17 protein-coding genes and 1 tRNA gene are annotated in these 23272 nt (G+C 44.8%); 17 read left to right on the top strand and 1 reads right to left on the bottom strand.

The window, feature by feature from the left end; genetic code table 11:
* Positions 1-30 precede the first annotated feature (30 nt).
* Positions 31-1461 carry an arginine deiminase family protein gene (locus GGU45_RS21215; RefSeq protein ID WP_435228206.1) on the bottom strand — a complete coding sequence of 477 codons (1431 nt, stop codon included), beginning with the start codon at positions 1459-1461 and terminating at the stop codon, positions 31-33.
* An 88-nt stretch (positions 1462-1549) separates the two neighbouring features.
* On the opposite strand from GGU45_RS21215, the gene GGU45_RS21210 reads away from it, so the two are divergent.
* The 17 genes from GGU45_RS21210 (at position 1550) to GGU45_RS21130 (ending at position 23143) form a co-directional block, all read left to right on the top strand.
* The gene (locus tag GGU45_RS21210) at positions 1550-2497 is read left to right on the top strand and encodes a DMT family transporter (RefSeq protein WP_435228204.1); all 948 of its coding nucleotides are present in this window, start codon (positions 1550-1552) and stop codon (positions 2495-2497) included.
* A 245-nt stretch (positions 2498-2742) separates the two neighbouring features.
* Positions 2743-3627: a PPK2 family polyphosphate kinase gene (locus GGU45_RS21205; protein WP_435228202.1), complete on the top strand. Its 885-nt coding sequence runs from the start codon at positions 2743-2745 to the stop codon at positions 3625-3627.
* Positions 3628-3752: 125 nt separating this feature from the next.
* Positions 3753-4751, top strand: a complete 999-nt coding sequence (locus GGU45_RS21200; protein ID WP_435228200.1) for a c-type cytochrome — start codon at positions 3753-3755, stop codon at positions 4749-4751.
* 123 nt (positions 4752-4874) lie between these two features.
* Positions 4875-5339 (top strand): DsrE family protein, encoded by a 465-nt coding sequence (locus tag GGU45_RS21195; RefSeq protein WP_435228198.1) that lies wholly within the window; start codon positions 4875-4877, stop codon positions 5337-5339.
* Between the two features lie 114 nt (positions 5340-5453).
* Positions 5454-6365: a molybdate ABC transporter substrate-binding protein gene (locus tag GGU45_RS21190; protein ID WP_435228197.1), complete on the top strand. Its 912-nt coding sequence runs from the start codon at positions 5454-5456 to the stop codon at positions 6363-6365.
* A gap of 628 nt (positions 6366-6993) precedes the next feature.
* On the top strand, positions 6994-8736 hold the full coding sequence (locus tag GGU45_RS21185) for a hypothetical protein (protein WP_435228196.1): 1743 nt from the start codon (positions 6994-6996) through the stop codon (positions 8734-8736).
* Between the two features lie 86 nt (positions 8737-8822).
* Complete coding sequence (locus tag GGU45_RS21180) at positions 8823-12056, top strand: glycosyl hydrolase (protein WP_435228194.1); 3234 nt, start codon at positions 8823-8825, stop codon at positions 12054-12056.
* A 53-nt stretch (positions 12057-12109) separates the two neighbouring features.
* On the top strand, positions 12110-13849 hold the full coding sequence (locus GGU45_RS21175; protein WP_435228192.1) for an alpha-L-rhamnosidase-related protein: 1740 nt from the start codon (positions 12110-12112) through the stop codon (positions 13847-13849).
* An 89-nt stretch (positions 13850-13938) separates the two neighbouring features.
* Positions 13939-14023: transfer RNA gene (locus GGU45_RS21170), tRNA-Ser, on the top strand.
* 576 nt (positions 14024-14599) lie between these two features.
* Positions 14600-16615, top strand: a complete 2016-nt coding sequence (locus GGU45_RS21165; RefSeq protein WP_435228191.1) for a tetratricopeptide repeat-containing sensor histidine kinase — start codon at positions 14600-14602, stop codon at positions 16613-16615.
* A 43-nt stretch (positions 16616-16658) separates the two neighbouring features.
* Entirely contained in the window at positions 16659-17300 is a 642-nt protein-coding gene (locus GGU45_RS21160) for a response regulator (RefSeq protein WP_435228190.1), read from the top strand.
* Between the two features lie 73 nt (positions 17301-17373).
* Positions 17374-17802: a hypothetical protein gene (locus GGU45_RS21155; protein ID WP_435228188.1), complete on the top strand. Its 429-nt coding sequence runs from the start codon at positions 17374-17376 to the stop codon at positions 17800-17802.
* A 30-nt stretch (positions 17803-17832) separates the two neighbouring features.
* Entirely contained in the window at positions 17833-18582 is a 750-nt protein-coding gene (locus GGU45_RS21150) for a hypothetical protein (RefSeq protein ID WP_435228186.1), read from the top strand.
* Between the two features lie 4 nt (positions 18583-18586).
* A complete protein-coding gene (locus GGU45_RS21145) occupies positions 18587-19825 on the top strand; it encodes a hypothetical protein (RefSeq protein ID WP_435228185.1) in 1239 nt (412 codons plus the stop codon).
* Between the two features lie 33 nt (positions 19826-19858).
* The gene (locus GGU45_RS21140; protein ID WP_435228183.1) at positions 19859-20977 is read left to right on the top strand and encodes a hypothetical protein; all 1119 of its coding nucleotides are present in this window, start codon (positions 19859-19861) and stop codon (positions 20975-20977) included.
* 68 nt (positions 20978-21045) lie between these two features.
* On the top strand, positions 21046-21840 hold the full coding sequence (locus tag GGU45_RS21135; RefSeq protein ID WP_435228181.1) for a hypothetical protein: 795 nt from the start codon (positions 21046-21048) through the stop codon (positions 21838-21840).
* Between the two features lie 46 nt (positions 21841-21886).
* Positions 21887-23143, top strand: coding sequence for an OmpA family protein (locus tag GGU45_RS21130; protein ID WP_435228180.1), 1257 nt, complete (start codon positions 21887-21889; stop codon positions 23141-23143).
* Positions 23144-23272 lie beyond the last annotated feature (129 nt).

Raw genomic sequence — 23272 nt, 5'->3', positions numbered from 1 at the left:
ATGCGCGCGGGCAGATGGCGCGCAGGAATTTTAAATGGTATCGCGCAGCAGGGGCATGCTCATACAATGAAAGCCGCCCCGGGCCCTTGAAAGTTCTGCCGATGGGATGGTGATAAAAATATTACTCAGTTTTTCAGGATCCACTGCACCGCTTTCCAGCTGTGGCAGCAGCTCTTTAATATCGATGATCCGGAAACCCGCCAGGCGAAAGGCCTCCAGGGTTTTGTCGTTCCGGTCGTAACCCACAACCACGCCGTCTCTCAACGCCAGCAGGTTGCAGCTGTCGGTCCACTGCTCCCGAAGGTCGAAGGGGAATTCATCATTGCCCGAATGGAGAATGGTTACAGGGCCTTTTACTTTCAGGTCCTTTTTGCTGATGTCGGTCAGCAGGTCTTCCAGGCTTTCAAAGCGAACCGGCCGGGAGGGATTGTTTTTCCGGAATTGAATAATGGAAACGGCCATTTCCGGCTGCTGGTCTTCAATGGCTCTCAGGATTACATCGCTCATTTCTTTTTTTGCGCGCCTGCTTGAAAAAGCGCCGAGCATCACCCAGGTGTCTTTTTTTACCTGTGTAAAGATCGTGTCGATGTGCATGTACTCCCTTTTTTGAGGGATCTGCACCAGGGTTACCTTGCCAACGATATTTTTTTTAAAAAGGGTGGTGGCTACCTGGTGGGCCGCTGCCTTGCTGGTGCGTTCGCTGATCCCGATCACTACGTGGTTACTGCTTACTACCATTACATCGCCGCCTTCGAGGGTCACATTGTATTGATCGGCATCCACCGGGAGCAGGAAATGATAGGGACTGTCCGAAAGCTCAATGATATTGTTCCGGTAATCCTTAAACAGCGGGTGGTTAAAAAAGATATATTTCATCAGCAATGCCTCCCGCAGTCTTGCTTTTTTGGCGGGCTTGTTGAGCAGGATATGGTCTTTTATGACAATACCGATATCGCGGGTAAAAATGAAGTTGGGCACCGGGGGAAACAGCATTTCGAGGTTATTGCCGGTACCGCTGATAAAGATCCTGGCAAGCTCCTCCGGCTTTTGTGTAAGCAACAATTCCTGGATCTGGTAAGAACAGTTTTCGATGGCGCAAACAGAGGCCACCAGCTTTTGTTTAATAGCGGATTTCTGGAGGATATCGGCCAGCAGCACCTGTATTTCAATAACGTTTTTTGAATGATGAAAACCCGGACGTCCCGGTTTAAAAAACTGGTAATCATTTTTGGGATCATCGATAGCTGCCAGGCGCCCTTTGATTGCCGCGGGGTCCAGGAAGTACAAAAGCAGCTTTGTATAATAATCGTATTCCTTCCTGCGGATGGTATCCAGGTGTACAATGTCCTCAAAAAGCCAATCCTGCGCTTTTGAAGGGATCACCTTACCGATGCCGCTATCCGGGCTGTGTACCAGCAGTTTTTTTAACAAACCAATTTCCGAGGTTACGTTTATTTCCATATCAAGTTATTAACAGCTAACATCTGTTATTAACAAAAATAAGGGAATGAATGTTTGTGGTCAAAGTTCTGCAATTTAATTAGCTTGCATGCGCAGTTTTTCCCGCCTCCGGAGACGGCCCAAGGCCGCTGCTAAACTGCAGATAAAAGAAGTATGGATGAAAAAAGCGTTTTTACAATTACATATCGCAGTATTGCTGGCGGGATTTACAGGGATTTTGGGAGAACTGATCACGCTGAATGAAGGGCTATTAGTCTGGTACCGGCTAATGATTGCCGCGGTAACACTTTGGATACTGATGCGCATAACCGGGAAATTACAGAAGCTGCCGGTAAAAGAGGCCTTGAAAATTTCCGGCATCGGTTTTTTGTCGGCACTGCATTGGGTGTTTTTTTATGCCTCTATCAAATATGGTAATGTATCCATTGGGCTGGTCTGTCTTTCGGCGGTGGGCTTCTTTTCGGCCATCCTGGAGCCCCTGCTCAACCGGGTACGCATTAATAAAACAGAGCTGATCCTGGGGCTTTGCTCGGTATTGGGGATTTACCTGATCTTTCATTTTGACGCACAATACAAGCTGGGTATCCTGTTGGGGTTTGTTTCTTCCTTTTTTGCTGCGTTGTTTCCCATCCTGCTCAAGTTTTCGATGAAGCGGATCAATATGCAAACGGTGCTTACCTGGCAAATGACGGGAGGGTTTATCACCCTGTCGCTGGTTATGCCCTTTTACCTCAGGGTATTTCCGGTGACGACACTGCTGCCCTCCCTGAGCGATTTTTTGTGGCTGCTGGTGCTTGCCTGGCTTTGTTCTGTGGTGGCCTTCCAGTTTTCAATGAACGCCCTCAAAAAGCTTTCGGCGTTTACTGTAAGCTTATCTTACAACCTGGAACCCCTATACGGCATCCTGATGGCTTTTATTATTCTTAAAGAGAATAAATCGCTTAATAATGGCTTTTATCTTGGTTTTTCCATTATCTGCCTCACCCTTGTGCTGCATGCAGTAATCTTAAAGCGGAACAATAAGAAAACGGTTTAAAAGGTTTCATGTTCAAAGCCTGCTTTTCACTATTCACTTTCTACTTGTTAATGGTGAGAAGTAAAATGTGATGAAAATTGAAAATGTTGATGGTTCGGTTTCGGAATTTGGGGTATAGTACTTGGGATTTGGATCTTGTCCTCCGAAGTCGGACGCGGGAGTTCCCTTCGTTGCACATTTTGCATAGTAACGAGCGGGCAGTATAGAGAATTTAGTATCTTCAATACGCATCTAAAGAACAATATATGAAATCTGAATTAGGAACGCAATATAAAGTTGGGAAAAATTTTAAGTTAAAGGACGCCCCAACCGATATTTCCTCCCGGGTAAAACCAGCTGAAGCAAAAGAAGCGTTGAAAAAAATCCGGAAGGACCTCGCTGCCTTCCAGGAGAAATTGTATGCACACAACCGTTACAGCGTGCTGGTTTGTCTGCAGGGAATGGACACCTCAGGCAAGGATAGTCTCATCCGCGAAGTGTTTGAAGAATTTAATGTAAGGGGCGTTGTGGTCAATAGCTTTAAAACTCCTTCCGCGCTTGAGCTGCAGCATGATTATCTGTGGCGGCATGCCATTGCCTTGCCGGAGAAAGGAAAATTCGGGGTATTTAACCGCACACATTATGAAAATGTACTGGTAACCCGGGTGCACCCGGAATACCTGCTGAACGAAAAGATACCGGGAATTGAAAACGTAAAAGACCTGCCCCGGGATTTTTGGGAAAAAAGGTTCGGGCAAATAAATCATTTTGAAGAACAGCTGGCAGAAAACGGAACCCTGCTATTTAAGTTCTTCCTTAACCTGAGCAAGAAAGAGCAAAAAGCACGTTTACTGCGACGCCTGGAAAAAGAAAAACACCAATGGAAATTTTCGCCGGGCGATCTGGCGGAACGAAAACTATGGGAGCGGTATATGGACTGCTACGAAGATGCTATCCGGCATACAAGCCCACCCAGGGCGCCCTGGCATGTGATCCCTGCAGATGATAAGGATATCTGCCGCTACCTTGTTGCATCCATCCTGCTGAGCCGGCTGGAGACCTATAAGGATATTGCATATCCCAAACCTGAAAAAGCAATACAGGAGCATATACGGCAGTACCAACAGCAACTGGAGCAGGAGAAATCCTAAGCGTGGTATATTCTATTTGAATAGTAGACTAATTAAGTATAACTTTAAGTTATGGCCTATTGGCTTTAGTCATTTACGTATTTCTGCGGGCGGGCTTAGTTTTGTGGCATAAAAGTACAGCGCACATGAAAGCTTTTTTGATACCGGCCCTTATATTTTTGGCAATGATCCTGCTCATGCTTGCTGAAAACGGATGCGGAGGTAACGAGCATGATTCTTCTCAAAAGGAAAATGCAGGTACAGAAGCCGCGGAACCGGTGTGGACCGGCTGGAACCATTACCAGATTCCCGATTATACAGAAGCCGGCCGGCTGGCCCGTTACGGTTACGAGTTGATCGCAAATACATCCTACTACCTGGGACCTAAGGGAAAAGTGGCCGCGCTTAGCAATGGGATGAACTGCCAGAACTGTCATCTTAAGGGAGGTACGGTACCATTTGGAAATAATTTTGGAAAAGTGTTTGCCACCTATCCCCGGTACCGTGCGCGCAACAATGGCATCCAGGATATTTATGAGCGGATCAACGATTGTTTTCTACGGAGCCTCAACGGGCAGAAACTGGACACTGCCTCCAGGGAAATGCAGGCCATTTATGCATATATTCGCTGGCTGGGCGATGGCGTGCCAAAGGGCAAAGCATTACCGGGAACTTCAATCAGGCAGCTCCCATTCCTTGCCCGGGCGGCTGATCCGGAAAAGGGTAGGAGCACCTACGAGGCACGGTGCGCCACCTGCCACGGAGCCGATGGCGCCGGCCAGCCCAATACGGAAGGCTCCGGCCATTTATATCCTCCCTTATGGGGTGCCGAAAGTTTTAATGATGGTGCGGGGTTATTCCGTTTGCGGGGTATGGCCGGCTTTATAAAAAATAATATGCCCCTGGGCACTACTTACAAGAATCCCCAGCTTACGGATGAGGAATGCTGGGATGTGGCGGCCTATATCAATAGCCATCCGCGCCCCGCTTTTGATCAGCATGAAGATTGGCAATTGCTGGCAAAAAAGCCATTGGACGCACCGTATGGGCCTTATGTAGACAGCTTTTCTGAGCAGCAGCACAAATATGGCCCTTATCGACCGATTGAAATGGCCCAGGCTATACTAAAAGGACAAGCGAATTAATAGTATACTTCGGCAGGGATCAATTTGTGAACATTAACTGATGGGATCAATTATTTTTTACTCCCCGCCTGGTATAAACGGCCTCACAGGGACATAATTTTGTTTTCACATAAAAAAAAGACAATGAAACAGATCTTACTGGCTATCGGATGCGTGATGTTGAGTTGGGTGGCATCTGCCCAGCAACTGACAAAGCAGGAGGAAAAGAACCGGAATTTTTCGGGTGCTGTGGCCCGGCTAAAACAATACAGGGTCATCTATCAAATGGATAACGGGGACCCGAAGATTATTGAAAAAGTGCTGCGCAACCTCAATAATGCATTAGATGACCCAAGACTAAAAGGGAAATTGAAGGCGGAGCTGGTGGCATTCAGTGGAGGTACAGATGCCTTTTTAAAGGGGAGTAAGTACGAGGATGCATTAAAGCAGCTCGTAAATAAAGGTGTGATCCTGGTACAATGCGCCAATACCCTGAAAGAACGGAAGATCGACCGGGAGCGGATCTATGACTTTATTGGCCTGGCGCCAAGCGGCAATGGAGAACTAATCCTTCGCCAGGCAGAAGGATGGTCGGTGATCAAACCCTGATAGTTAAAAACAGGCTCTGTGAAGAAACCACGGCCGGGAGGTATATAAGTGCCCGGCCCGGGAACTGCTGCAATGCCTTAAGAGCAGTATCGATAAGAAGCAAAATAATCAGAAATGAAAAGGAAGTTTATGATCCTGGCCCTTTGCCAGGTATGTGCCGGTTTCATAGCGGCACAGGAGCACCGTTTTGACCCGCCCTGGAACACGCCTCCGCAAAGTAATGTGATGTTTACCGTACCGGGCGTAGATAATGTGCCCGACCTTTACGGCGACATTAATGATCCCCAACTGGTGGTGTTTTTTGCGGGAAACCAGTTTATGTGCATTGATGAGCTGCTGGCCGCATTTAAAAAATCGTACCCGCGTTACACCCGAATATTTGCAGAAACATTACCTCCGGGGGTCCTCGCAAAACAAATAGAAGGCGGGTCTTTAACTATGGGTAACCTGCGTATTACCCTAAAGCCGGATGTTTATACCGCCGGTAAAACCCGGATAGATGCAATGGCGCGCCTGTTTGCGGACACCGCAGCTTATGCCTACAATAAACTGGCCATAATGGTACAGGAGGGAAATCCCAAAGGGATCAGAGGATTAAAAGATCTGGGGAAAAAAGACGTATTGGTGGCCATGCCCAACCCGGAATTTGAAGGAATTGGCAAAAGAATAGAAGCTGCCTATGTTAAAGCTGGTGGCGAACAGCTTAAAAGCCGGATCATGGATGCAAAAGTAAAAGACAGCACAACGCTGCTTACCCAAATTCATCACCGGCAAACACCGATGTGGGTGCTCTATGGAAAAACGGACGCAGGCCCCGTTTGGTATTCAGAGGCATATTACCAGGCAATGATCGGTCATCCCGTGGAGCTGGTGTCCATACCGGACGATGAAAACATCCGGGCAACCTATATGGCAGGCCAGCTAAAGGCTGCGCCACATCCGCAGGCCGCCAAAGATTTTATGCGCTTTTTAAAAAGCGCATCTGCAAAAGCTATCTATAAGAAATACGGTTTTACCACACCCTGAGTGGGTAGTTGGAGAATAGCACTCCCTAACATTAAGGGGCTGTCTCAAAAGTCGCTTTGCAGCATGATGTCGTTCTGAAGATGTCATCCCGGGCTTGACCCGGGATCTATTCTTGTTTCAGCATCTATTGACTAACAATCATCTTTAGATGCCGAAACAATCCCGATCGCCATCGTATGCGCGTCAAGTTAGCATGCAAACTGTACCCGCCGCATAGCGGCAGATGAATATTGTAAGAGCGGGTTTTAACCCGTATCGCCATCCAGACGAAGGGTTGAGAGCCGTTAGCCGAAACATCTGTCGTGCCTATGACACTCACATCTGCCTTTTCGCTGCTAACATCGCGCTGAAGCACGACGTTCTAAAATCTATCCGGGGCTATGCCCCTCAAAGCCTTTAATAGCGCAGATTTGCCGGCATGCTTACATTCCCTTAACCTGACGCGCATGCGATCGCCATCGGGACGGCATGACAAAACAGCGACTTTTGATACAGCCTCTTTTTAGTGGTAAATAAGTTATTCTCAGGTAGGTACAGGATGGTTATATGGCATAAATGTTATTTATTCGTGCATCGCTGTATCCTGCAGGAAGTATACTGGATTTGCCATTGAAAAAATGAATAACGGATGATACGATTGTTGATCTGCTTTGCTGTTTTATGCAGCCTGGGATTTTTTGCCCGGGGCCAGGCGCTTGGTGGCGTGGATGACCTGGGAAGGGTTTTGCCGCAATACAATGTGGTTGGTAATGTAAAACATGGTAAGCAGGTAGGCATGTTTTATTTCCTGTGGCAGGGAGATGTGCACTCAAAAACAGCGGAACGCGTTTGGGATCTTAGTGAAATATACAGCAAAACACCCGATGTTTTCCAGGATTTTAATGATCCCGGCTGGGGGGGAGGCGCGGGTATTGCCGGCAGGTATTATTTTTGGGGAATGCCCGTATACGGATATTACCGGGGCGATGACTATTGGGTACATTTGAGAAATGTACAGTTACTGGCGGATGCCGGTGTTGATTTCCTGGTGATTGATGCTACCAATGGGCTGATTTATCCAACACAATCGGATGCTCTTTTTAAAGCGATAGAGGCCGTTAGGGCGCAGGGGAAAACGCCGCCCAAAGTGGTATATTATACAAATACTGCTTCCGGCAAAACCATGCAGGGCCTCTTTGATGCGTATTACCGGGAGGGTGCGCCGCATCGTTACCCGCATTGCTGGTTTTATCTCGACGGGAAACCCCTGGTAATCGGATTGTCTGCCGAAGCAAAGGGTACGGATTATGAACATTTCTTTACATTCAGAGAGTCGCAATGGCCCAATGAAGCAAAGAAAGAAAACGGCTGGCCCTGGATCGAATTCCGGCGTCCGCAGCAGGTATATTTTAACAAAAAAGGACAAAAGGAGATCGTTAACGTTTCTACTGCGCAACATCCCAACCTGGATGCCTCAATGGGGGGGTCCGCATTTTATGGCCGTTCCGGAAACTGGGGGCGCAGTTTCCGGAACGGAGTGCCCGGCAACCCGCAAAAAGACCTGCACTATGGGTACAATATACAGGAGCAGTGGGATTTTGCCATTAGCCAGGATGTTCCCTTTGTTTTTGTTACAGGATGGAATGAATGGATTGCGGGTAAATGGCGGCGGCAATCGGGGAATAAAAACCATGCGCTATTTGTAGATCAGGCCAGTCCGGAGTACAGCAGGGATATAGAGCCTTCCTTAACCGCAGGATTGCGTGATAGCTACTATATGCAGCTTGCCGGCAATATACGCCGGTACAAAGGAACCACCGCAATTTTACCGGTGGTTAAAAAAAGATTTACAGGAAGCTGGAGCAGCTGGAAAAACGTGCCGGCGGTATATGAAGATTATACCGGTGATGCAGCACATCGCTCACACTCGGGAGCCCAAACAGAACCTGCGGTCGTTTATTCTAATACTACCGGGAGGAATGACCTGAAAACTATGAAGGTGGTTGCCGGAAGAAAACAGCTGTATTTTTATATAAGCACCGTTGATGCGTTAACGGCTGTTGCAGGCGACAACTGGATGACGCTTTGGCTCAACACCGACCAATCCTATGCCTCCGGCTGGCTGGGGTATGACTACCGGGTGGTTTGCGGCAATCAATTGCAGCAGTATGTGAACCAGGCATGGAAAACGATTGCTACGGTAGTCTTCACGATGCAGGGGAACCAGCTGATGATAACAATTCCATATTCCATGCTGGCGATTGCCGGTGGGCAGGATTTCTTAGAGTTGAAATGGTCGGATAATATGCAGAAAGCGGACCCCCTGGACTGGTATATCAACGGAGATGCGGCGCCGGGAGGGCGCATGAATCTGCTGCTGCGCCTTAAATAACCGTTGTGGTGCCTTCATACAGGCGAAAACAGGACGGTAGTCCGTCTTAAATTTGATTTTTTGTAAGAACCGTAGAAATATTTATTATGAGAGTTTGCCATCGATACCTGGTGGGGTTGTGTTTTTTATGGATCGCAGCGTGCGGCACTGCTAAAAAGAACAGCAGCGACTGGAAAAACATGGAGCATGTGTTTGCAGCAGCTCCTGATTCCATCCAAACCAGTGTGTACTGGTACTGGATATCCGATAACCTGTCAAAGGAGGGGGTTGTTAAGGACCTCCGGGCTATGAAAGCGGTTGGTATTAACCGGGCCTTCATTGGTAATATTGGTTTAAGTGATCTGCCGGGAAATGCCTATGGTAAAGTAAAAATTTTTACCGATGAGTGGTGGGATATTTTACATACTGCATTAAAAACGGCCACCGAACTCAACATTGATATCGGTATTTTTAATAGCCCGGGATGGAGTCAGTCCGGCGGCCCCTGGGTAAAACCCCGCCAGGCTATGCGTTACCTGGCAACGAGCGATACACTGGTAACCGGGGGGCGTCGTTTCGAAGCTAAATTGCCTTTTCCGGGCAGGGATTTTCAGCCGGTACAGGTTTTAGCTTTTCGTGCGCCAAAGGATTATGGTCGCACCATTGCCGCGCTGAATCCCCGGCTGCAATCCAATCTGAATGGTCAAAAACTGCAAAATATATTTGACAGAGACACGAGCACCGAGGTGTTTTTAGCAAAAGGTAAGGAGAATGAATTCCTCATTACGGCCAAAGAGGCTTTTACTGCAAGAAGCCTGACGGTGTATCCGGGTAAGCGTAATATGAGCTTTGATATAGTGCTGGAGGCAAAAAAGGGAAATGGATTTAAAGAAGTACGATCGTTCCGGTTAGACCGGAGCAATAACAATCTCAATGTGGGATTTGAACAGTTTGCCCCGGTAACGGTTTCTTTCGATGCGGTGGAAGCAGGGGAATATAAAATGCTGATCAAAAATGTGCAGGGCGATGGAGGTATCGCTGAAGTAGAGCTTGCCGCAGCTCCGCGTGTAGAGCGCTTTAAGGAGAAAACGCTGGTGCGCATGCATCCAACACCGCTTCCTTACTGGCACGATTACCAGTGGGCTTCGCAGGCCGTGGTACAGGATCCCGCCTATATAATAAAACCGCAGGATGTGCTGAATCTTACAGCCCTTGTTAATCAGGAGGGGGGGCTTGCGTGGGACGTTCCGGCGGGGGAATGGATCATCTTAAATTCAGGAATGATGCCTACCGGGGTAACAAATGGCCCCGCCAGCCCGGAGGGCGTAGGGCTTGAAGTGGATAAAATGAACCGGGAGCATGTGCTGGCGCATTTTGATGCCTTCCTGGGGGAGATTTTACGGCGTATACCGGAGCAGGACCGCAAGTCATTTAAAGTGGCCGTACAGGACAGTTATGAGACCGGTGGCCAAAACTGGACCGATGCCTTTGCTGCAAAATTTAAAAAAGCTTACGGCTATGATCCGGTGCCTTTTTCGCCGGTGTTCCAGGGATTCATCGTTGGCAGCCAGGAGCAGTCGGATCGTTTTTTGTGGGATGTACGCCGGCTTGTTGCGGATATGGTAGCGTATGAGTATGTAGGCGGCCTGCGCGATATCAGTCATAAACATGGGTTAACGATCTGGCTGGAAAACTATGGACACTGGGGGTTTCCGGGGGAGTTTCTGCAGTATGGCGGCCAGTCGGATGAAATCGGAGGCGAGTTCTGGAGCGAGGGTGAGCTGGGAAATATAGAAAACCGGGCGGCTTCATCTGCGGCGCATATTTACGGAAAAACAAAAGTGTCGGCCGAATCGTTTACTGCTGCGGGCAATACGTTTGGCCGGTACCCGGCTATGTTTAAGGAACGGGGCGATCGTTTCTTTGCTGAAGGAATTAATAACACGTTGCTGCATGTATATATTCACCAGCCCTATGAGGGAAAACTGCCTGGGGTAAATGCCTGGTTTGGCAATGAATTTAACCGGTTTAACACCTGGTTTTATGATATGGGTGGTTTTATGCGTTACCTCAAAAGATGCAACTACCTGTTACAGCAGGGGCGTTATGTGGCCGATGTGGCCTATTTTATTGGTGAGGATGCTCCCAAAATGACGGGTGTGCAGGACCCGGCAATCCCCAAAGGGTATGCCTTTGATTACATAAATGCCGAAGTGCTTTTAAACAGGGTGGCCCTTAAAAATGGGCGCTTTACCCTTCCGGATGGACTTTCATACAAGGTACTGGTGCTGCCAAAGCTGGAAACCATGAGGCCTGAAGTGTTGCGTAAAGTAGAAGCACTGGTGAAGGCCGGCGGTGTGATTTTTGGGCCCCAGCCCAAGTGCTCGCCAAGCCTGGCAAATTATGCGGAGGCCGACCGGGAAGTGCAGCAAATGGGGGCTGAGCTATGGAACGGTGTTGATGGGAAGGTCAAAACGGAAAATAAATATGGGAAAGGATTCGTGTTTTATGGCTTAACACTCGAAGCGGTTATGGATCGCCTTTCAATGATCCCCGATGTTCAGTTGAAAAAAGAGGACCCCGTTGTGTACCTCCACCGCAGGTTGAAAGATGGGGAGCTGTACTTTGTAGCCAATCAGTCTGACCGGAAAATCAGCGCGATGCCCAAATTCAGGACCTCCGGGCAGGTGCCGGAGTTGTGGGATGGTGTAAAAGGAACAATGCGGGTGTTGCCTGAGTTTACGGATAATGGCAGGCAGATCACCGTGCCGCTGGAGCTGGATCAATTTGAAAGCGCCTTTATCGTTTTTCGTAAATCAAAGCCAATGGAGCACAACGAAAAACGCAATTTTCCGGGGCCGGTAAAAATGATGCCCGTGTCCGGAACCTGGGATCTGGCCTTCGAAAGCCCGGTTACCGGCCGCTTTACTGCTAAAATGGATACATTGATCGATTGGTCCCGGCACAGGGATTCCGCCATCAGGTATTTTTCCGGTGCCGCCACGTATAAAATTTTGCTTCCGAAGCTGACCCCGGCCAAAAATCAGAAGGTGATGCTGAACCTGGGTGCCCTGGTGGCTGTTGCAACCGTTTCGGTTAACGGCAAAGAGGTGGGCAATGTATGGACGCCGCCTTATAAACTGGATATCTCCGGTTTCCTGACCAATGGTGAAAATACGTTGCAGGTTAAAGTAGTAAACACCTGGGTTAACCGGCTGATCGGAGACATGCGGTTGCCGGAAGAAAAGAGAAAAACATGGACGATTGTGAATCCTTATAACGGCCATAGCCCCTTGCACAAAGCGGGGTTAACGGGGCCGGTAACACTTGAAGTATATTAATAAAAAAACATCCGGATTTGGTAAAAGCGCAGGCACTGTTAAAAGATAAAAGAATGAAAAAAATAGTATTGCTCCTCGTTGTTGGTTTCTGTGCAGGGTATTGGCTGGCCGGTAAGGCCGTGGCGCAGGGAAACCCGGCAGAAAAGAAATTGAAAAGCCCGCTTACAAGAGAATATATATACCCCAGGCGGATCGTTTGGCAGCAAGGCCAGGTTAGTGGCGCAGAGCAGTTATTGAAGGAAGGCATTGGGCAGGCCAGTTTGAATAATTCCAACGTGGTCATATTAAAAGCTGCTGAAAAAGGTACGGCCAGTATTTTACTGGATTTTGGAAGGGAAATGAATGGCGCGTTGGAGATCATAACGGGCATGTGGCCCGGCTCCAACAGTCCAAGACAGGTACATATCCGTTTTGGTGAGTCGGTGAGCGAAGCGATGGCCGAACTGGGTGCACACGGATCTACCAATGATCACGCTATACGCGACTTTAATTTATTGATACCCTGGCTTGGAAAAGTGCAAACCGGGGAATCGGGCTTCCGCTTTGTAAGAATCGATCTGCAGGATGTAAATGCCGAAGTACATTTGAAAGAAGTGCGCGTAATCGCCACCTACCGGGATATTCCGTACCTGGGTTCATTTAAAAGTAGCAGTGAGCGGCTCAATAAGATCTGGCAGGTTGGCGCCTATACCGTGCATCAGAATATGCAGGACTACTTGTGGGACGGAATTAAGCGCGATCGGTTGGTATGGGTAGGCGATCTCCACCCGGAGGTATCTACCGTGAATACGGTTTTTGGGTTTAACGAAGTGGTGCCCAGGAGCCTTGACCTGGCGCGCAATACCACGCCCCTGCCGGGGTGGATGAGCGGCATCAGCACTTATTCCATGTGGTGGATTATCATCCAGCGCGATTGGTATATGCATTATGGCGATCTTGGCTACCTGAAGCAACAAAAAGACTATTTACAGGGCTTACTGAAACAGATTGCCGGTAAAGTAGTTGATGGAAGGGAGCAAATGGATGGAAACCGGTTTCTCGACTGGCCTTCCAGTAAGGATTCCGTTGCCGTTCATGCCGGTTTGCAGGCCATGACTATATGGAGCCTTGAGAGCGGTGCAGATCTCTGTGCCATCCTGGGGGATGCTGCAACCGAAAAGCAGTGTCGCGAAACAGCAGCAGAAATGCGGAAAGTTGTTCCGCCGCATAATAACAGCAAGCAGGCCGCCGCCTTACTTTCATTGGTGGGAATGATGGACCCGGGTAAAGCCTATTCAGACGTTTTGTCGGTTGGAGGCGCAAAGAACTTTTCTACATTCTATGGGTATTATATGCTGGAGGCGATGGCCAAAGCCGGAAAGTACAGGGAGGCAATGAATATTATTAAAGAATATTGGGGCGGTATGCTGGACTTAGGCGCTACAACCTTTTGGGAAGATTTTAATATTGACTGGATGAAAAATGCCGCCCGGATTGATGAGCTGGTACCCGCAGGGAAAGTAGATGTCCATGCCACCTATGGCGATTACTGCTATGTAGGCCATCGTCATAGTTTTTGCCATGGATGGGCATCAGGCCCCACCGTATGGCTATCGGAGTACGTTTTGGGATTAAAAGTAGTGGAACCCGGAGGGAATGTATTTCGTTTAGAACCGCACCTGGGTGATCTTTCTTTTGCTGAAGGAACGCTTCCGACAAAGCTGGGCGTAATAAGGGTAAAGCACGTAAAAGATAAAACAGGCAAGGTGATCACCACGGTACGGGCGCCAAAAGGGATCCGGATTCTAAGATAAACATCACTGCCCGGGAAGATAAACTGCGTTGCCTAAAAAAATCAATCACATTTTTTTGCCATCAATTTGCCAACCCTTACTTTTGCCGCGGAGAGATGGCAGAGCGGTCGAATGCGGCGGTCTTGAAAACCGTTGACTGTAACAGGTCCGGGGGTTCGAATCCCTCTCTCTCCGCGGACCAACTTTGCTAACAGCAAAGCAAAACTTTCAAAAGCTGATAAAAGCTGATAAAACCTGCAACCCTAAAGGATTGCAGGTTTTTCGTTTTTGGAAAAACATTCAAAATTTTCAAAAACACTCGAAAAAGTTGTGGCAGAATCGTGGCACATCAGGCATTCAAAAAAATGTGCCACGAAATATAACATAAATACTTAAATATCAACCTGTAAACATCCTTAACGACTTGATTCAAAAGCACTTTGTTTCTACATTTGTAAACCTTTAAAATGTTGAATTATGTTAGAACAAAGCCTTGGGTTGATTCTCTTTTTGAAGACACCAAGAAACAACAGCAAAAGCAGGTTGGTTTATCTGACTATGCTTTTAAAACGGAACTATCGGTATCGTTGAATAATTCAGTCTTTTATGCCAATGGCTGAAAAATAATCGATTAGTTGTACAAAAAATCAGAGATTCTTTTTTTAAATTTATGCCCAATTGCCTACTTTGATTTATTTATTCATAGAACACAATGCAAAAACTTTGTTTACTGTCTTTTTGATTTTCGTTCAAAACATTTCCTTTTCACAGTTGAGCGGGAAATTAGAGACGGATGCAGCATCAATAATCAGTAAGGCAGACTCTTTGTACAATTTAAATGCATTGGAGGGGATGCGGTACTATGATTCCCTGGCGCTGAATTTTGCAGATGAAATCAACAATCCAGAGTACTCGGGTAGGGCTTATTTTCTCCATGCGAAATATCTGGCAGCGGTGCAGAACTTTAAAGAAGCAAATCAGTTTTATCAAAAAGCATTGCAGGTTTTTTATAAAAAAAAGAATAATCTTACAACGGCACAGGTTTATAACGACCTGGGATTTTCTTATGGTGAAACCGGTGCATTGGACAAGCAGATAGATTGTTATTTGCAGGCGATCAGAATTTACGAACAACGCAACGAAGCGAAAGGACTGGGGCAATCCATGAGCAATTTATCCACTGCATATTTTAATTTAGAAAAAGATGAAGAAGCTTTTGACTATGCACTGAAAACATTGGCAATAAGGGAAAAACAAGGAGACCCAGCCGATATGGCACTTTCGTATGGCAATCTGGCCAATATGTATGTGCAGACAGGGAGGGATGACTTAGCCAATAAGTATATTAACATGGGAATGGACGCCGCGCAAAAAAGCGGCGATGAGGAAAGGTTGGCGCAGGTTTATATTACAAAATCTCTGTTGCTGAACAAAGAGAAGAAAATAGTAGAAGCGTTGGATATGGAGCTGAAAGCTATTGCAATTTATAAAAAGCTCAACAACCTGGGCATCGCTTCCAACAGGTATATTGCGGCTGCATTTTATAGCAATATGTTGGGCGATTCTGCCAGTGCCGACCGCTATTTTACAAATGCAATCGATATGGCATCATCGCTTCAAAACAAGACGGTAATGCGCAATGGGTATCAATACTTGTCCAATTTTTATAGTGCACATAAAAATCACGAAAAAGCCTTAATCGCCTACAAAAAATATATTTCCCTTCGGGATAGTATTAGCAATAGCGAAACCGATACTAAAATTGCTATGCTGCAATCCACTTTTGATTTTGAGAAAAAAGAATTTGAAATAAACCAATTACAAATTCAGCAAAAAATAAAACAGTTGGAAATTGAAAAGCAAAAGGCGCTTTTAACCCAAAATGTAGCGGAGGCAGAAAGAAAACAAAAAGAAATAGATCTGCTTTCCAAAACGAAAGAACTACAAACCGAAACCCTGCTCCGGAAAGAAGAAGAATTGGAAAGGCAAAAACTGATGGTGACCAATAATCAACAAAAGCTGCTGATTGCCGAGCAGGAAAAAACAATTCAGGATAAGCAAATCAAAACCCAAACCTTAATACGCAACCTGTTGTTAGGGCTTACCGCACTGCTGATATTACTTGCTGTATTAGGATTTAACCGGTATAAGCTAAAAAGGAAATTGGAGCAACAGGCATCCATCCTTTCTATGCGCAACCACATTAGCGAGAACCTGCACGATGATATTGGCGCTTCGTTAAGCAATATCAATATTCTGAATCAACTGGCAAGGAATCACATTACAACGCCTGCTATAGCCGACAGCTACCTGGAAAAATCTATTGAAGATATACAACAGGTAAGCGAAAATATCAGCGATATTGTCTGGAGTGTTAATCCGAAATACGATGATTTGGCACAACTTTTAATAAGAGTAAAGCGATATGCAGCCGATATGTTTGATGGCAGGAATATCAATTTTGAAATCAATTTTGAGGAACAGATAAGTGGCTTGCAATTAGACATAGATAAAAAGAGAAATTTTTATTTGTTCTGTAAAGAAACCATCAACAACCTGGTAAAGCATTCGCAAGCTACATTAGCCAATATTCATTTATTTTGCCAGCAACAAGATTTAGTGTTGCGAATAAAAGATAACGGGAAAGGTTTTGATTTAGAAAAAGTAAATCGGGGGAACGGGCTGATTAATATGCACAAAAGAGCGAATGCTTTGCTTGGTATTTTATCCATTCAATCCGATATAGGCAAAGGCACGGAGGTCTTGTTACGGTTTCCCATTACCTGAATGGGTAATTGATTTTAGCAGCATGAATAATTAATTTTGAACAATGGCTTATTCCTTACTTATTTATGATGACAATATAAAGCTATGCCAATCGCTTACCTTATTGCTGGATAGTGTGCCTGAGTTTGCAGTAAAAGCCAGTTTTCAAAACTGCGATCGGGTAGAGCAGGACTTGGCAGATTATCTGCCCGACATCATTATTATGGATATTGATATGCCCGGTATTGGTGGTATTAAAGGCGTGGAAAGGGCAAAGACCTTTTCGCCCGCATGCAGTGTAGTCATGCATACTGTTTTTGATGATGATCAAAGAATTTTTGACAGCATTTGTGCCGGTGCAGATGGCTATTTGCTAAAAAACACCCATCCGTTAAAACTCATTCAGTCGTTACAGGAAATGGCAGAAGGCGGCGCAGCAATGAGCCCGTTTATTGCCAAAAAAGTTTTTACTTTTTTTAGGAAAAATGATAAAGGCAAAACCGAATACCATTTAACCGGCAGGGAGCAGCAAATATTAGAATGGTTGGTAAAAGGTCATTCTTACAAAATGATAGCGGGTGAGTGTGGCGTAACCATTGACACGGTGAAAAAACACCTCCAGAATATTTACCATAAACTGCACGTTAACTGTGCTACCGAAGCAGTAGCCAAAGCCCTGATACATAAAATAGTAAAAGTAGAGTAAGCATACTACCCGATTGTGTAATTGTTTGCAAGCATAAGAAGAAGGAAATTTGTATGAATCAAATTTCTTCTATATGAAAATATTAAAAATTACAGCCTTGCTATTTGTTGTTTTATGCTTAGCCAACTGCAAAAAGGACAAGGATGATACCACCCCACCAACCGCTATGGAACGTCTTACTGCAGGCGATGGGCGTTGGTATCAGGAGCATTCATCTTTTGCCACTTACACAGAATGTGAAAAACATGGTAGTCTACGGCTTTTTGCTAACGGAAACTTTATCCTGGAAGAGTACAGTGATACCGGAGGTACATGTGCAGTAAATGTTACCCGTTCGGGAACATGGATGCTCATTTCAGATACCGAGATGTCATTAGCCCTGGGAGCAAGTACTATGATTTACACCATCAATACTGTAACAGCTACTGAGCTGGCTGTACAATTCACAATCGGTGAAGACGTTTTTACCGGATCTTTTGATAAAACTCCCGGAAATGGATAGAATATTATCAGGCGATCAAATGAAATAATCATGAAAGCAAAAACCATATTCCTCACATTAGTAGCTATTGCTGCTGTTTTAATGACTGGTTGCAAGAAAGACAAAACGCAACCACCAAGCCCAAAAACATTACTGTCAAAATTCATAACGGCAACCTCCGTTACTACTTATTCTTATGATGAAAATAACAGGGCAACCCGATATACTGTTAACCACGGTGACCCTTCAGCAGATTATACGGCTACTTATACCTATAATAGCTCGGGGCAGTTGGCAGATGTATATTTTGATAATTCGGGAACTACAAGTGATTTTAAGGACAGCTATTTTTATAACAGCAACGGGCAGCTCACAAAAATAGAAACCTACCGGGTAGGCGATGGTATAGCAACAATGGAGTCGAAAACGGAAGCAGACTATAGTACGCCGGGTAAAGTAAGCTCCTACCGTACGCCAAGTGGTGGTGAGCGGAAATTGGTTACTGAATTTTATTTAAATGCAAAAGGTAATATCATCCGGCAGCTTTCCTATTCTACCGAAGGGGAATTACAGGCAACAACCGAAAATGCTGATTTTGATGATAAACATGTGGCCTCTGAATCGCTTCCCAAAACTGCTTATGTCAGATCGGTAAATAATTATCAAAAAGTTACGGTTACAAATCCAGGGAGTACTCCATCAATACATACATATACTTACGAATACAACAGTGATGGTTACCCCACCAAACGCACTACAAATACCGGCCTTATTTTCACCTATGAGTATATAAAAAAATAAAAAGATGAAACAATTTGTTTCAATACTATCCATTTGTATGCTTTGGGCAATGGTAGTGCAGGCCCAACCACCCGCCCGCATTCCCCCTGATTTAGCAGCATTAATCAATGTACCGTATCTAGTACCTGAGTCAGCACCAACAAGTGCCCACGTGTCGAGTACCGTATTACGATTCGATAAGCGCATCGAGATTCTAAATACCAGTTCTGGAAGTGAAAGCGAAACTTATTTATATATCAATACGCAAAATGGAAGTATTGCCACCCGTACCGGTAGATCAGGCACATTAGGCGATGGATCGTTCAATACAAACGATAAAAAATTCAGACTCTCTTATTATACTCCTGCAGGCCTATACTATACCTACTACAACCAGGAAAAGAAAGGGGAATTGGAGCATTATGAGGTCACAATGAATACTGACATCATTGCATATAGTTCGAACCGGGGTTTTGAAAAAACCTCTGTAAGCCGATCTGGAAGCAGCAAAAATGTTTTACCTCAAAACCTCCAGGCTGCACCTTACAAAGGCTCCGTTACATCGGCCCCCACAATATATTTATGCGGCGGCTCTACTCCCCGGCAATTTCATTTGAAACGATTCCTGGGCTACGCCGGTATTGGCTATGTAAAAACCGATAACGGCATTATGATGATTGTAGAAATGTCATCTGATGGCGGAAGTTTTAAAGCTACCAAATGGGAGGATATAGACCTGCAGTTAGACAAAACACCCTTTATAGCTGTCGAAAACAGGATCAGCGAAAAAGCCGTTACTGGTATCGATGAAAAAATAGCCGAGCTGGACGCCGAAACGTATTCCGGACCCTGTGCATACTTGTACCAGGCAAAGAAAGAATGGAGTAAGCAAGAACAGGAAAGACAAAAGCAGGCTTTGGCAAGGATGAATCAGGGAAATTTGATTAACGATATAAATAATTCTGGTTTGGGCGCATTAATAGATTTTCAGGACCCTGAATACAGTTTGAAAGGCGCAGAAATAGAAGCAGATATTAAGATTTGCAATTCGGAAAACAGCAAAATAACCACAGAAAATGAGGCGCAAAGGCAGTCAAAAGCTATTGAATGCGCCAATAAAACTAAAATAGAAATACAAAAGGCAAAAAGAGAAATGATGGCCATAACAAGACGATACCCCAATGATAAATCAAAGGCACTACTAGAAAAAAGGAAAGTACTAACAGCATATCAAAAAGCAGCTAGAGAATACGACTGCGACTAAAAAGTAAACCTTGGCGCCCAAAAACTCAGTACGATGAAAACAGGAATATTTTTTTTAAAAAATACATTAATTGCTGTATTCCTTTTTGGTTTGTTGTTAATTATTGCATCCTGCAAAAAGGAAAATAAAAAAGACACTGTAAACACAAACATTGCCGAAAACAGCCTGACCCTTGCACCGGTTGATTTTGAAAAAGTGTCGGGGTTGGTGCCCTTGGGAAATCTAAATCCTCCGGGGCATACATTTCCTACCAGACACACCTATATTTATTTTGCCCATCCTGGTACAGAACTAAATGTATATGCACCCGGTGCCATACATATTTTTCAAATTGCCCGGTTTAGAAATACAACAACAGGCTTTAGCGACTACCGTATCGAATTTGGAAATCCTTCGGGCACTGTTTTATTTCTTGGACATTTATCAACCCTGCATAGCTCCATTATGGAAAAAGCAAATGATTTTAACGATGCTGTCTGCGAAACGTATTCTACCGGAGGAAGCACGATAGAATATTGCAGAAAACCTGTTTCCATAGAAGTTGAGGCAGGCGATATAATAGCCACGGCAGGCGCAACTGCCCAAAGTTATAATATAGATATGGGGGCATCGGTAAACAGCACCCCTGTTTGTCCACTCGACTTTTTTGCTGCTTCCGCAAAAAACACTATGGAAGCCAAAACGGGTAACGTAAACGGAAATATCAGAAGAACCGAAGCCCCTGTTTGCGGAGCATATAATTTAGATATTGCCGGTACACTACAGGGCAATTGGTACAAACAAGGCGCAGCCAGAGATCTAGAAGATCAACATATTGCTTTTGTAAAGGACAATATACAGCCAAATAAATTGCGCATCTCTATTGGAAACGCAGTACCAGGTCTGGCAAGTGGCGTGTATGGCGTCGGTACTGCCGATGTCAACGATGGCGGCTTTGCTACCGGACTTGTCAATAGAACTTTTGCTACCGTTACACCCGATGGGCAAACTTATTGCTACGAACCCAAGAATATTCTGGGTGGCAGCACGACCGATATCTCTATACTCGTAAAAATGGAAAATAGGACTACACTCAGTTTTGAAAAACGGAACTGCGATTGCAGTTGTGAGCCATATAGCTTTTCATCTGCTAAAATTAATTTTAATCGATAGGTAGCTATTCGAATTTACATGCACGACTTAATCAACAAAAATACTATTCACCTTCAAAAAAAATCACTATGAAAAGGATATTAGCATCAGCCATTTTGCTTGTTTTAATTGTTAGCGTTACTTCTTGCCGCAAGAAAGACCGAACACCTGACTTACCTCAAAAGAAAGTATACCTCTCTAAAATAATTACAAGCGAAGAATCTTACACCACATTTGAGTACGATGCGCAAGGGCGTATGGCCAGGCAATCCACCTATAACTTTGCCGGCCTGTACCTTAGCTTTCTGTTCCACTACAATACGCAAGGCCAGTTAAGTTCCTACGAACAAGATTACGCCGACCCGTCAAACCCAGGCTATAAATTCGTGGTTTCCTATAATGCGGATGGCACAATAAACAAAATGAACCAAACTGCCGAAAGCGGAGAACTACTTTTTTCTGCTTCCTATTTGCACACTACGTCGGGAATGAGCTTGATTATGAAGAATGGAGCCGGAGCTAATACTTCCAAAATAGAATATTCTTTTATACCCGGAACCAAAAACACCAAGGAGCTAAAGTACTATACATTTAACAATACGGATGAAAGCTGGCAAGTGGTTGTACGTCATACATTGGCATACGACACAAAAAAGGCAATATACACTTTTTATCCAACGGGGTTTCTTGGCCCTATTGGGTTTGACGAGTTGCATGCGATTACACCTCATGAAAATAATATTTTGTCCATTAAGGATGAAGATTTAGGGAGCACAAGTAGTTTCACTTATGTATATAACGAAGAAGGTTATCCTATCAAGGCTACATACAATAGACCTGGGAGTGATCCTGAAACCCACACATACGAATACATTGTTAAGTAAGCCGTAAGATTGACAAACTTTCTATAAAAAGTAAAACTATTATAAAATGAACCGAAAATTCGTATTACTAATTATGATGGCAACTGTGGCCATTATATCCAACGCACAAGTGATTGACCCTGCAAAAAGGACCAGACAAGCAGCCGAAAACCGGGTAAATAATCGGGTAGACCAGGGTATTGACAAGGGTTTGGATAAGATAGAGGAAGGTATTGATGGTCTTTTTAAAAAGAAAAAAAATAAAAGCGATGACAATACAAAAAAAGAGGCTTCACAAACACCAGGAAAAGTAAATTCGAAATCAGATTTTGTACCCGGCAATTCCGTCATTTTTGCTGATGACTTTTCGCAAGATGCTTTGGGTGACTTTCCGGTACAATGGAACACCAACGGAAGTGGCGAGGTGGTAACTATTAAAGGCTTAGAAGGAAAATGGCTGGGTGTAGTGCATAATTCGATAGTAAATCCAGTGATGAAAAAGGCATTGCCCGAAAACCTTACTATCGAATTTGACCTGTTTTTAAAAGCTAACGGACAGCAATCCACACCATTTATTCAGTTTGGAATAACACCGGTAAAGGACATATTGAAACAAGATTTATTTTATAGCAACCGTTTTTTCATCAACCTAAACAGGTATGCAGAAAGCGATGGGCAGACATTAGAGTATGGCCTGAAAAATGATATAATCGGCAATAAAAGCGATTTCCCTTTAACCCGTTATGCCAACAAAGTATTGCATGTGGCAATAGCACTCAACAAAACCCGTATCCGGCTTTATTTGGATGGAAGCAAGCTCATTGATTTGCCGAGGGCGATTACCAGCGATATGTACCATAATTTTTTCTTGAATAATAATTACGTAGTGCCGGCTTCGGAAATACCGATGTATGTAAGCAATATACGTATTGCGGCTGCAGATGTAGATGCGCGCAGCTTGTTGGTAAAAGATCTCATGGAAAAAGGCAAAGCCAGTACCAATGCTATTTTATTTGATGTAAATAGTGATGTAATAAAACCCTCATCATACCCTGTAATCCAACAAATTGGAGAAGCGATGGTGACGAATCCATCATTAATAATAAAAATTATAGGTCATACGGACAGTGATGGCAGTGAGGGCGATAACCTGACACTTTCGCAAAAGCGGGCAAAGGCGGTGAAATTATACATCACCGAAAATTATACTATTAGCGGCTTACGTATACAAACAGGAGGAAAAGGGGAAAGCAATCCTATAACGTCAAACAATTCGGCAGAAGGAAAAGCCAAAAACAGAAGAGTGGAATTTGTGAAAATATAGAAAGGTGAAATGAAGCTGTATTGACATATAATTCGGGAGTATCCCGAAAAGTGTGTAAGTTAAAATCGAGGTAAAATAATCGTAGAACTTATACCTTCAATCTGTCACCAAAAATAATTAAGAACTGGT

This window comes from Niabella hirudinis (assembly GCF_051201075.1).
In the GTDB taxonomy this organism is placed as follows: domain Bacteria; phylum Bacteroidota; class Bacteroidia; order Chitinophagales; family Chitinophagaceae; genus Niabella; species Niabella hirudinis.
Note: the sequence above shows the minus strand (reverse complement) of the source record. Positions and strands in the feature narration are given on the sequence as shown.

What these genes read in the sequence shown, in the direction of transcription:
- GGU45_RS21195 (WP_435228198.1), top strand. Translation starts at nt 4,875, where the DNA reads ATGAAACAGATCTTACTGGCTATCGGATGCGTGATGTTGAGTTGGGTG.
- GGU45_RS21140 (WP_435228183.1), top strand. Translation starts at nt 19,859, where the DNA reads ATGAAAACAGGAATATTTTTTTTAAAAAATACATTAATTGCTGTATTC.
- GGU45_RS21135 (WP_435228181.1), top strand. Translation starts at nt 21,046, where the DNA reads ATGAAAAGGATATTAGCATCAGCCATTTTGCTTGTTTTAATTGTTAGC.
- GGU45_RS21210 (WP_435228204.1), top strand. Translation starts at nt 1,550, where the DNA reads ATGCGCAGTTTTTCCCGCCTCCGGAGACGGCCCAAGGCCGCTGCTAAA.
- GGU45_RS21175 (WP_435228192.1), top strand. Translation starts at nt 12,110, where the DNA reads ATGAAAAAAATAGTATTGCTCCTCGTTGTTGGTTTCTGTGCAGGGTAT.
- GGU45_RS21145 (WP_435228185.1), top strand. Translation starts at nt 18,587, where the DNA reads ATGAAACAATTTGTTTCAATACTATCCATTTGTATGCTTTGGGCAATG.
- GGU45_RS21215 (WP_435228206.1), bottom strand. Translation starts at nt 1,461, where the DNA reads ATGGAAATAAACGTAACCTCGGAAATTGGTTTGTTAAAAAAACTGCTG.
- GGU45_RS21180 (WP_435228194.1), top strand. Translation starts at nt 8,823, where the DNA reads ATGAGAGTTTGCCATCGATACCTGGTGGGGTTGTGTTTTTTATGGATC.
- GGU45_RS21155 (WP_435228188.1), top strand. Translation starts at nt 17,374, where the DNA reads ATGAAAATATTAAAAATTACAGCCTTGCTATTTGTTGTTTTATGCTTA.
- GGU45_RS21200 (WP_435228200.1), top strand. Translation starts at nt 3,753, where the DNA reads ATGAAAGCTTTTTTGATACCGGCCCTTATATTTTTGGCAATGATCCTG.
- GGU45_RS21130 (WP_435228180.1), top strand. Translation starts at nt 21,887, where the DNA reads ATGAACCGAAAATTCGTATTACTAATTATGATGGCAACTGTGGCCATT.
- GGU45_RS21185 (WP_435228196.1), top strand. Translation starts at nt 6,994, where the DNA reads ATGATACGATTGTTGATCTGCTTTGCTGTTTTATGCAGCCTGGGATTT.
- GGU45_RS21190 (WP_435228197.1), top strand. Translation starts at nt 5,454, where the DNA reads ATGAAAAGGAAGTTTATGATCCTGGCCCTTTGCCAGGTATGTGCCGGT.
- GGU45_RS21205 (WP_435228202.1), top strand. Translation starts at nt 2,743, where the DNA reads ATGAAATCTGAATTAGGAACGCAATATAAAGTTGGGAAAAATTTTAAG.
- GGU45_RS21160 (WP_435228190.1), top strand. Translation starts at nt 16,659, where the DNA reads ATGGCTTATTCCTTACTTATTTATGATGACAATATAAAGCTATGCCAA.
- GGU45_RS21150 (WP_435228186.1), top strand. Translation starts at nt 17,833, where the DNA reads ATGAAAGCAAAAACCATATTCCTCACATTAGTAGCTATTGCTGCTGTT.